The 11,173-nt window shown below is 27.0% G+C and carries 9 protein-coding genes and 1 pseudogene; 9 read left to right on the forward strand and 1 reads right to left on the reverse strand.

Annotated features, from left to right (window positions below; translation table 11 throughout):
• Positions 1–127: 127 nt before the first annotated feature.
• Positions 128–1,867 carry an ABC-F family ATP-binding cassette domain-containing protein gene (locus tag KYD98_RS13005; RefSeq protein ID WP_219780478.1) on the reverse strand — a complete coding sequence of 580 codons (1,740 nt, stop codon included), beginning with the start codon at positions 1,865–1,867 and terminating at the stop codon, positions 128–130.
• A 314-nt stretch (positions 1,868–2,181) separates the two neighbouring features.
• Between KYD98_RS13005 and KYD98_RS13010 the strand changes: the two are divergent.
• The 9 genes and pseudogenes from KYD98_RS13010 to KYD98_RS13055 all read left to right on the forward strand — a co-directional run.
• Positions 2,182–2,871 (forward strand): annotated as a pseudogene (locus KYD98_RS13010) (type I restriction enzyme HsdR N-terminal domain-containing protein).
• 78 nt (positions 2,872–2,949) lie between these two features.
• Entirely contained in the window at positions 2,950–3,201 is a 252-nt protein-coding gene (locus KYD98_RS13020; protein ID WP_219780481.1) for a hypothetical protein, read from the forward strand.
• A 120-nt stretch (positions 3,202–3,321) separates the two neighbouring features.
• Positions 3,322–3,990 (forward strand): hypothetical protein, encoded by a 669-nt coding sequence (locus KYD98_RS13025; RefSeq protein WP_219780482.1) that lies wholly within the window; start codon positions 3,322–3,324, stop codon positions 3,988–3,990.
• Between the two features lie 732 nt (positions 3,991–4,722).
• The gene (gene fliB, locus KYD98_RS13030; RefSeq protein WP_219780493.1) at positions 4,723–5,886 is read left to right on the forward strand and encodes a flagellin lysine-N-methylase; all 1,164 of its coding nucleotides are present in this window, start codon (positions 4,723–4,725) and stop codon (positions 5,884–5,886) included.
• Positions 5,887–5,984: 98 nt separating this feature from the next.
• A complete protein-coding gene (locus KYD98_RS13035) occupies positions 5,985–6,131 on the forward strand; it encodes a hypothetical protein (RefSeq protein WP_219780483.1) in 147 nt (48 codons plus the stop codon).
• A gap of 65 nt (positions 6,132–6,196) precedes the next feature.
• Positions 6,197–6,457: a hypothetical protein gene (locus tag KYD98_RS13040; RefSeq protein WP_003413245.1), complete on the forward strand. Its 261-nt coding sequence runs from the start codon at positions 6,197–6,199 to the stop codon at positions 6,455–6,457.
• Positions 6,450–6,848 carry an aspartyl protease family protein gene (locus KYD98_RS13045; protein WP_219780484.1) on the forward strand — a complete coding sequence of 133 codons (399 nt, stop codon included), beginning with the start codon at positions 6,450–6,452 and terminating at the stop codon, positions 6,846–6,848. The genes KYD98_RS13040 and KYD98_RS13045 overlap by 8 nt, the downstream gene beginning before the upstream one ends.
• Before the next feature lie 174 nt (positions 6,849–7,022).
• Positions 7,023–9,929, forward strand: a complete 2,907-nt coding sequence (locus KYD98_RS13050; RefSeq protein ID WP_219780485.1) for a DEAD/DEAH box helicase — start codon at positions 7,023–7,025, stop codon at positions 9,927–9,929.
• Between the two features lie 915 nt (positions 9,930–10,844).
• The coding region (locus KYD98_RS13055) for an AAA family ATPase (protein WP_219780486.1) at positions 10,845–11,173 on the forward strand (329 nt) is incomplete at its 3' end.

An 11,173-nucleotide genomic window follows, 5' to 3' on the forward strand; every position in this document is an offset into this window, starting at 1 on the left:
AAATTTATTACAAATAACTGTCTGTAGGTCAGCATTATTAGGGTGATTTTTAAAAATATTAAGTTTTTTTATGAATTTAACGCATTCTTAGCTTGATGATATTACCACTTTGTGCTACTCACTAAAGTTAGAGTAACTTAATCAGCGATTCTAACTCTTCAGATAAAGTTTTTGCACGTTCAAAATCAGTATTTCGTAAAGCTAAGGCTATTTTCATTTCTACTGATTTTTTCTTTTGTTCAATTTCTAAATAGTCTTTATCAAAATACTTTGAATAAATCATCTTTCTAAATTTTCGCATATTCATTTTTCTAATTGTCTTATCTTCAATGAGTAAAACATAATCTACACAGTTTATTATAAAATAGTAATCATGAGATATCATTAGAATCGCACCGTTATAATTTTCTATGGCTTTTTCAAGTGCTATTTGTGAATAGGTGTCTAAATGGCTTGTTGGTTCATCTAGAAGCAACATGTTTGATTTACTAGCAGAAACTTTGGCTAATTGAAGTATATTCTTTTCTCCACCAGATAAAGATTCTATCTTTTGGTTAATGATTTCTTCATCAAAATCATAGTTTGAAATATATGATTCAACATCTTCATAAGTTTTAAATCCTGCATCTAGGAATTCTTCAAGTATTGTATTAGACTCATTTAGTACTTCCCCTTGAAGCTGTGATAAATAAGCTACTTCAATGTCAGAATTTATTTCAATAGCAGGATGATTATTTTTAAAGATATCTCTTAGTAAAGTAGTTTTCCCAGTGCCGTTTAATCCGATAATAGCTACTTTATCATTGGATTTAATCTCAAAGTTAACATTTTCTAAAAGCATCTCATCAAAGCTAACACTGTAATCATTAATTTTTAAAGCTATTTTTTCTTCAATTTGATTATTAGTAGTTAAACGGATATAAGGTTGTTTAATTTCTACAAATGGTGTTTTAATTCTACGTGCTTCTAATCTTTCTTGAAATTTCATTCTAGCTTTTAGATATCTTCCAGCAGAAGTTTCACCTGTAATTTCTGCTCTATCTCTTAGTTTATTGATTATTTGTTCGTTTCTCTTAATTTCTTCATCATCAGCAATAGCTAGTTCCTGCAACTCAATTTTAGTTTGAAGTAATGTGAAGTTATAATCAATATATCTTCCATCAAACTCTTGAAGCTCCATGTTTTCAAGGTGAATAATTTTATTAAAGCAATGATTCAATAGATATCTGTTGTGCGTAATAACTAACATTATTCCCTTGTGAGAATTAATTAGATTTTTGAGAGAATTAAGGTTTTCAAAGTCTAAAAACACATCTGGTTCATCCATAATCATTAAGTCTGGACTATTAAGCATTTCCTTAATCACTTGAATAAGCTTGAATTGCCCACCACTAAGTTCAGATACCATTAGATCTTTAAGGTTGCTTAGATTTGCAAGATTTAATTTTTTATTAAGGTCACTTTCGAAATCATCTCCAAAAGTTGCATCAAGTAAATCTAAAGCTTCTTGGTACTTTTCTAGTAAAGGTTCAATCTCAGAAGATGTTTCCATTTCAGCACAAATAGAAGTTATTTCACTTTGTAGCTTAATAAAATCTTCACATAGATATTCGAAAACTGTAGTTTCTTTTGTTTTGTCTAGTTGAGGGAATTGACTTACATATCCAATCTTACAATTTGGATCTATCTTTAGGCTGCCATCGAACATGTAGTTTTCTGAATCCATAATTATATCTATAAGTGTACTTTTTCCACTACCACTTGTTCCTATAAAAGCACAATGCTCACCATCTTCTAAGGTAAATGAAATCTTATTATATAAATCTTTTTGCGGAAATGAGTAGGACAAATTATCAACTTTTATCATATTATTACCTCTCTTTATAACTTAAAAAAGAGCTTATAAAAATAAGCACTTTAATATATTCTTAGCAATTGAAATTTTATACTTGATTTTTATGTAGTAAAGACAATTTACTAAGTTTAACATTGACAGCATAACATTTTTTTCGACTAAGTTCAATCATTTCATATAATAAACAAAATTTGTCTTAGTATTCTAATAAATTAAGTATAGTAGTCTATTTTTTTGCACTTATAACTAATGAAAATCCAATATATATTATTATTTTGAATAATATATATTTAAAAAAGTAGTGGATTTCAAAGGTCAAGCTTCCCATTCACCATAAAAATAATGAATTTGATTTTTCAAATGAAAGTGTAAAGCTTGTAACTATGCATTCTATTAAAGGACTTGAATTTAAGGTTGTTATAATTGCTGGGTTAAATTCTAAAGTAATGCCTTTATGTCCAGTTAGAAATGAAGAAGAAGACATGGACATGGTAGAATCTAGAGAAAGAAAATTACTTTATGTTGGAATGACTAGAGCTACAGAAAAATTATTTATAACATCAGATGGTACACCATCTAAATTTATCAAAGATATAGATTATAAGTATTTAAGAGTAAAAAGCAATTGTGATATGAAGAGAATTTCTTCAATAAGTTTAGAAAATTATTTGTTTAAAGAAGAAATTTCAGATATATATTCTAGAGAAGAAAAAATAAGACAATGGGTACTTAGAGAATTAAGAGATACTTATGGATATCCCACAAACTTATTTACTGTAGAGCAAAAAGTAAATATAGGATCACAAATTAAATTTGCAGATATTGCAGTTGATATTTAGAGGAATAATACTAAAGGCCCATATATATTGATAGAGGTAAAAAGCTGGGGAAGTGGTATAAAGGGTGCATTATCACAACTAAAAAGCTATATGGCTAATACTCCAACTGCTAAATATGGGATAATAACTGATGGAAATGAAATAGTTATAATAAATAAAATCTTTAAATTAGTGTAATATGATATAATTTTAATAAAGAAAAGCAATTGTGAGTATATTAAATAAAATTAAACATTATAGAGGGAGGTTAATATTATGTTATGGGATGAAGCAAGAAAAACTTATCCAAACAAATGGATTGTATATGATAGTTTAAATCAATTTGAACAAAATAACAAATTAATAGTAACTGATTTAGCAATAATAGAAGTTTTTGATAATCTTGATGCAGCATATAAATATTACTGTAAACTTCATAAAGAAGATAAAACAAGAAATTTGAACATTGCTGATAGTAAACAAAAAGAATTATCATATGAAATTGAAAGGATTGGTTTACTAAGATGATAAAGTTAAGGCATGAACATGGATTAATTCTTTGCTCATTGGATTTAAAGCTTAATAATGAAGATTTAAATCTTAAAAATGTATTAGTAGATACTGGTTCTGCTTAGGAGGAACTTGATTATGAGTTTATTAGGAACAATTGTAAAAGGAGCAGGAGTTGTTGTTGGAAAAGGTCTTGAATTAGGGATTAAGGCTACTGGAGAAATTGGAGGAATTATTGCAGAGTGTAAAGGAAATGATACTCTTGCAGAGAGTTTTAGAGAAAATAGTAAAAAAATAGGCGAAGGAACTTATGAATGTGCTAAAGTAGGTAGTCAGTATTTGGGTAATGGTGTAGATAAAGCAATAGAAGTAGGAGCCAAAACAGGTGTAGCTGTTGGTGAATTCATAGCTGATGAAGGTGGATTTGATGTTGATAAATCTAGGAAAATTGGAGCTGCTGTAGGTAGTGGAGCTGTAGGTCTTCTTACAGGAGAAATTATAGGAGGTACAATAACAACTGTAACTGCATTAACAGGAACAGCAAGTACTGGTGCAGCAATATCATCTTTACATGGGGTGGCAGCATCAAATGCAACAATGGCAACTATAGGTGGAGGAGCATTATCAGTGGGTGGTGCAGGAATTACTGGAGGACATGCAATTCTTACTGCAATAGATGTTGCATCAACTGTTTCAGCTAGTGCTAGTGGTATAGGTTCAGAGTTAAAATCCAATACAGAAAAACAACTTTCAGGTGAAGTTATAAATGTATCAGAAGATGATTATACAGTTTCATCAGATGACTAAATTGATTTAATTAGACAGGTTTTAAAGAGTTAACAAGTGTGGAAAAAATACTAATAATTTATATTAAGCAGGAGTTTAATTGAAAGCTTCTGTTTTTACTTTCTAATAAAAATAGAACTATGTACAGTTAAAAAATAGTAAGAGAGAAATAAGTTTTGATTTCTGTGAAGTAGCTGAATTGGTGATAATAGTAAAGAATATGCACAAATAACATGAATTATATGGTAATATATTGCCATATAATTCATGTATTGTAAAATAAAAAAATATTATAGAAATATAAAATTAAATGGAATCAATATATAGATTTTACAAAGTAGAAGTTGCTTTGAATAATTAAAACAAATATTTTATGAAAAAGGTGAAATACAATGAAGATATATAACAAATTAGTTTGAATAAATTATAATTACTCAAGATTTATTGAGGGAAGATGTATCTAGAACATATAAAGCAAGGTCAGGATTATATCAGCAGAAGAAAGAACTAAATTGCAAGTAGCAAAGAATTTATTAGATATTTTAGATGATGAAACAATAGCAATAAAAACATGATTATATATAGAAAAAATTAAAAGATTAAGAAAAGAAAATTAAAGGGTAGGCTTATTTTAGCCTATCCTTAATTTTTAGAAAAAAGTATTAGTGAAAATTTGAATTTTTAGTTAAGAATGTTATAATCAATAAATAGTAAAATTAAGTAATAATTTATATAGGAAGTGTGAAACTAGAAATGAGAATAAGAGTACCAAGTTATTTTAAGGATTTTAAATGTATATCATCAGAGTGTGAAGATACATGTTGTGCGGGATGGGGAATTGTAATTGATGAGGAAACTAATAATTATTATCAACAGGTAGATAGTGAGTTTGGAGAAAAGTTAAGAAGTAAGATAGTACAAGAAGATGGGGAAAATGTTTTTGTATTAAACGGTGATAATTGTTCATTTTTGAATGAAAATAATCTTTGTGAAATATATAAGGAGCTTGGAGAAAAAAATCTTTGCTATGTATGCAGACAATACCCAAGATACATGGAAGAGTTTTTGGAGTTAAGAGAAATTGGAATATCATTATCTTGTCCAGAGGCTGCAAGAATAATATTAAGAAATTGTAAAGTATCAGAATTTGAATTAAGTGAAAATAATGAAGTTTGGGATAAAGATAGTGATATTGATGAAAATGTACTTGAAGACTTTTTGCTTTGTAGAAATATAGCCATTAATATTATAGAAATGCCTAATATAGATTTAGAAGTTAAGGCAGCAGTGGTGCTTAAATTTGTTAAAGAAATTCAAGATAAAATAGATTTAGGGGATATGGATGAAATAAAATATGTTAGAGAAGAGTACAGTAAAAACAATTTTATAAAAGAAATAATAAATGATTTATATAGATATAAGGGAAATGAAGAAACTAAATATAATAATGTATATGAATACTTTAAAACGTATATAGATTTAAAACATATAAAACCTAATGATCAATTAGGTTTAAATAATGTATTAAGACATTTTTGGCAAAGTGAAGAGAATAGAGAATTTTATATAGATAAACATAAGAAATTTAATTATTATTACAAAGATAATATGTACAAGTTTAAGAATATATTAGTGTATTTTATATTTAGATATTTTATGAAGGCTATTTTTGATTATGATGTATCTGCAAAAATAAAGATAGCTATAATTAGTTTGATAATGATTAAGGAATTGGCAGTAGTAAGATGGATAGAAAATGGAAAACTTACGGAAGAAGATATGGTGGATATAAGTCATATGTATTCTAAGGATGTTGAGCATTTAGAAGAGAATATAGAAGCACTACAGGAAATTTTTGAAACTGAAGAAGTTTATGAAGTTGATAAAATCTTAATTACTTTAATGAATGGATTTTAAAATAATAAGTGGTGGATTTTAAAGGTCATGTTTCTCCTCCAGCATATAAGAACTTAGAATTTGATACAATAGAAAGTCTATGATTTCAGGGGCTTTTCGTGATTTTGGGAAAAAATGAAGTGCTTGAAAAGCAAGTTTTGAAGATGAAATTTGGAAATGTAATTTTAAAAATGCACCCACCTATGGATTGTAGTAAGGTGGGTGCATTTTTTAGCAGAAAGAAATTTATGAGAAAATATTTGTAATATGATGTTTAGATTTTATGAATAGGCTATAATTAAGATAAGATTGCGAATAGGAGTGATTAAAAATGAAGTATAGTGAGGCAAGAGAAGTATACAAAAATAAGTGGATATTATTTCAAGCTATTTCTGCTTATTCAGAAGGTGGAAAAAGAATTGTAACTGATTTAGCGGTTCTAAAAAGTTATGATAAGGGTAATGATGCATTAAAGGATTATGCAAATTATCATAAAGCTGATAAACAAAAGGAATACTATGTTTATAATACAACTCACGAGACTTTAGAGATAGAGGAAAGAGCTTGGATAGGAGTAAGGATAAATGGTTGATTTAAAGTTTAGATACGGATTACCATTTTGTAAGGTAGAAATAATTCATAATAATAAAAAACTTATTTTAGACAATGTACTTATAGATACGGGTTCGGGTGGAACCTTGTTTAAAATGGATAAAGTAGAAGAAATTGACATAACTATAGATGTGAATGATTCCATTGAAACTATACATGGTATAGGTGCAAGTGAATTTGTGTATAAGAAAACTATTGATGAAATTAGGCTTAATGATTTATGTAGTAGAGATGTTAAAGTAGAAATAGGAATTATGGATTATGGGTTTAATATTGATGGAATAATTGGAATAGATTTCTTAAGACAAATTGATGCAATTATTGATTTAGAAAAAATGAAAATGTATAGCAGAAGTGACAATGAAAAATAAATATATTCCAAAATACACCTCACGTGGAGACGGTAGTAAATATATAAGACTCTACCATGAAACCAATGAATCGCCTATAAAATAAGTGTTTATAGACGATTTTATTTTTAAAATAGAAAAATATTAAATAATTTGGTAAAATTAACATGGTGAATAAGAACTATGGGGGATAATATGAATTCAACAGTTAATGAATTGAATAGTGTAAGAGAAGAGCAAATCAGTTTTAATGATATTAAATATAAAGATATAGATATAGAGAATAAGGAGTTTTTAGTTAATAATAAGCTTATAGTGAATTCTGAGAAAGGTAATCTTTTAGATGAACTTAAAAAACTTTTAAGTGAATGTGAAAAATTTTATTTTAGTGTAGCTTTTATTAATTTTAGCGGTCTTCAGCTTTTATTAGATAGTTTTAAAGAACTTGAGGACAAAGGGATTAAGGGCAAAATTTTAACTTCTACATATTTAAATTTTACTGAACCTAAGGCTCTTGAGAGAATTAATAGGTTTAGTAATATTGATTTAAAAGTTTTTATAGCCACTAAGGAGAGTGGATTCCATACTAAGGCTTATATTTTTGAGAACAAGGAAGAATATAAGATAATTATAGGTTCTTCTAATATAACACAAAGAGCGTTAAAAAGTAATATTGAATGGAATGTTAGTGTTATCTCTAAGAAAGATGATAGTTTTACACGCGAAGTTTTAGAGGAATATTTGAGTTTATGGGAAGTAACTTCTGTTGTTGATAATGAATTTTTGAAAAATTATAGTAGCTTCTTAAAGGAGATTAGAAAAGTACAAAATAATAAAAGCTTGGATTTTAATGATTATGAGCTTATTAAACCCAATAATATGCAAAAAAGAGCTATTGAAAATTTAAATAGAATTAGAAGTTCAGGTGAGGATAAAGCTCTTGTTATTGCAGCAACTGGTACAGGAAAGACTTACATGTCAGCTTTTGATGTTTTAAGTTATAAACCTAAAAAGATACTTTTTTTAGTTCATAGAGAGGAAATTTTAATATCTGCTGAGAGAACTTTTAAAAGATTAGTTAAGAATAAAAATAAAACTACAGGTCTTTTAACAGGGACAAGTAAAGAGTTAGAAGCTGATTATTTATTTTCTACTATACAATCTATGAGCAGTGAGTTTGAGAATTTTAGTAGAGATGAGTTTGAATATATTATTATAGATGAGGCTCATCATGCTTCTAGTCCATCTTATAAAAAAATTATGGAGTATTTTAAACCTAAATTTTTACTTGGAATGACTGCAACACCAGAGAGATGTGATAGTGAAAGTATTTTTGATATTTTTGATAATAATGTAGCTTTAGAAGTGAGACTTAGAGAAGCTTTAGAACTTGAATTAATAACTCCATTTCATTATTTTGGAATAACAGATATTGATGGTGTTGATTTAAGTAATGTAAAGATAAATGATATAGATGAAATAGCCAAAAGATTAAAAGTTAATGAAAGAGTTGATTTTATTATAGATAAGATGAACTTTTATGGTTATGATGGAGAAAAACTAAAGTGTGTAGGTTTTTGTGCAAGTGTTGATCATGCTGAATATATGGCAAATGAATTTAATAAAAAAGGGATAAAAAGTATATGTCTAACGGGATTAAATTCTGCAAAGGAAAGAGCTGATTATATAAAAAAGTTAGAATCAGAAGATGATGAATTAGAAGTTATTTTTACAGTTGATATTTTTAATGAAGGTGTAGATATACCCTCTATTAATTTAGTATTAATGTTAAGACCGACTAATTCGCCTATAATATTTATACAACAACTTGGTAGAGGACTTAGAAAACATAAGGAAAAAACTTTTTTAACTGTTTTAGATTTTATAGGAAATCATAAGAAAGCTTTTTTAATAGCGTTAGCTTTAAATGGCTCTAAATATTATGATAAGGATAGTTTAAAGGTAGCTGTTGCAACTCAGTTTGGTAATATACCAGGATGTACTAATATTCAAATGGATAGAATAGCACAGGAAAGAATATTAGAGCAGTTAAATGAAGAAAACTTTAATTCTATGAAGTATTTAAAGGAAGAATATTTAGAGTTTAAGAAAATGAATGGTTTAAAACCTCCTTATTTTCTTATGGATTATATAAAGTATGATGGAGCTCCAGATCCTTTAAGATTTATAAATAAAGAAAAAACTTATATTGGTTTTGTAGCTAAAATTGAGAAGGATGATAAACTCAAAAACTTATTGGAGGATGAAGTTTTTATTAAAATACTTAAAGAACTTTCAAGTAAATTACCTATAAAAAGAGTATATGAATTTAGCATATTAAAATATATGTTAAAGCATGGAGAGATAAGTGTAGATAAAGCTAAAAGTGAAATCTTAAAGTATATTGATTATGTAGATGATAATAGTGTTATTCATTCTCTTCAATGTTTAAGCCAAGCTTATTATGATTCAGGGCAAATTAAGAATAATATTAAATGTTTTGAGTTTGAGGGTAAAGTATTAAAAGCTACTTGGAATTTTAAAAAGGTAGTAAATGATAAAAAATATAGTATGTATATTGAAGATGTTATAAATTATGCACTTATACGCTATGAAAAAGAATTTGAAAGTCAGTATTATGGGATGCCATTTTTAAAAAATTATGAACAATATCAAATGGTAGATGCAGCACTTCTTTCTAATTATACTAAAATTCATAGTTCATTTAGGGGAAGTGGGCTTATAACTAATGGAAAAGAATATTTTCTTTTTGTGGATTTACATAAGGAAGATGGTATTAAGGAAAGTATAAATTATAAAGATAAATTTATAGATAGAAGATATTTTCAGTGGCAAACTCCAAACAGCACTTCTCAAAGTTCGGAGAGAGGTAAAAATATTATATTTAATAAGCAAAGAAAAGTTAATTTACATATATTTGTTAGAAAGTATAGAGAAATTGATGGAGCTGTAGAACCTTATATTTATATAGGTAAAGGAGATGTAGTAGAATATGAAGGTGAAAAGCCTATAACAGTTAAGATAAAATTAGAACATGAAATGCCAGTGAGGTTATATACAGAATTTATAAAAAAAGTATAGTAGAATTTATTATACAATTTATGTTATTAGATCATTTACACCAGGAACATTCACAGGAGATCACTTTAAAGATTGTAATTGCTTCTCTAAAGATCATAGAGTTCTTATAGCAACTTATAATAAATAACTTCAAAAATATGTTTCATTTATATATGGATTTAAAAATTAATAATGAAGATTTAAATCTTAAAAATGTATTATGTAGATACTGTTTTATAAACAAAGACTAGAAGTCAGCAAAATTTCTAGTCTTTGTTTATGGTAAAATATAGTTATTGGGTTTGAATTGAAAGGGGAGAATTATATGGGATTTATAGGATTAATTATACTACTGCTCTTGATTCCGACAATTGTTAATTACAAAATGAAGAAAGAATATAATAAGAGCGGTTATATCTTTTAATTTATAAAATTAGATAAGAACATAATAAAAAATTTAATCTAAGATAGGTTGTTGAATATAAACTTTATAAGAAGGAAAAACTGAATTTGAGGTGAGGAAAATGTCAAAAAATAAATCAAATAAAAATAAGAATGATAATAAATCATCAGGTACTACTATGGAACCAGGTGAAAAAATGCATAAACCTACAAGAGGCCTTCCTAGAACAGAAAACTAACAAAAAGGATTAGAATTCTTGTATAAGTTTATCAAATAAAAACAGTGTTCTAAATTTATGTTTGAACTGAGCCCCGTTGAGTAAATAATACAGTAAAAGTACTGCTGTAAAATCTACTTGATGGGGTAATTTTTATGTAGTTAACTTACACTATATTTGGAGGTGTTAATATTATGAAAAGGTTAAGTTTAGAGGGGGTTAATGACTTTAGGTTTAACAATAAGATATTTTTGGATATAATAGAGGTAATGTAATTGATTATTGTAATGAATCAGTTAAAATATGGAGGTTTGTTATGAATTTAAAACCATTACCAATAGGTGTAGATAATTTTGAAAAGTTAATAACTAGAGAATATTACTATATAGATAAGACACTATTAATAAAGGATTTATTAGACAATAAAGCAGACGTGAATTTATTTACAAGACCAAGAAGATTTGGAAAAACTTTAAATATGAGTATGCTTCAATATTTTTTTGAAAAAAGAGAAGAGGATAATTCTTATCTTTTTAAAAATCTAAATATAATGAAGGAAGGCGAAGAGTATACTTCTCATATGGGACAATACCCTGTAATTAATCTTTCTTTAAAATCAGGAAAACAACCTAATTTTGAATTAGC

It is taken from the genome of Clostridium weizhouense, assembly GCF_019431045.1.
Classification (GTDB): Bacteria; Bacillota; Clostridia; order Clostridiales; family Clostridiaceae; genus Clostridium; species Clostridium weizhouense.

Coding starts and splice junctions, on each gene's coding strand:
- KYD98_RS13005 (WP_219780478.1), bottom strand. CDS start 1,867: ATGATAAAAGTTGATAATTTGTCCTACTCATTTCCGCAAAAAGATTTA.
- KYD98_RS13020 (WP_219780481.1), top strand. CDS start 2,950: ATGTTATGGGATGAAGCAAGAAAAACTTATCCAAACAAATGGATTGTA.
- KYD98_RS13025 (WP_219780482.1), top strand. CDS start 3,322: ATGAGTTTATTAGGAACAATTGTAAAAGGAGCAGGAGTTGTTGTTGGA.
- fliB (WP_219780493.1), top strand. CDS start 4,723: ATGAGAATAAGAGTACCAAGTTATTTTAAGGATTTTAAATGTATATCA.
- KYD98_RS13040 (WP_003413245.1), top strand. CDS start 6,197: ATGAAGTATAGTGAGGCAAGAGAAGTATACAAAAATAAGTGGATATTA.
- KYD98_RS13045 (WP_219780484.1), top strand. CDS start 6,450: ATGGTTGATTTAAAGTTTAGATACGGATTACCATTTTGTAAGGTAGAA.
- KYD98_RS13050 (WP_219780485.1), top strand. CDS start 7,023: ATGAATTCAACAGTTAATGAATTGAATAGTGTAAGAGAAGAGCAAATC.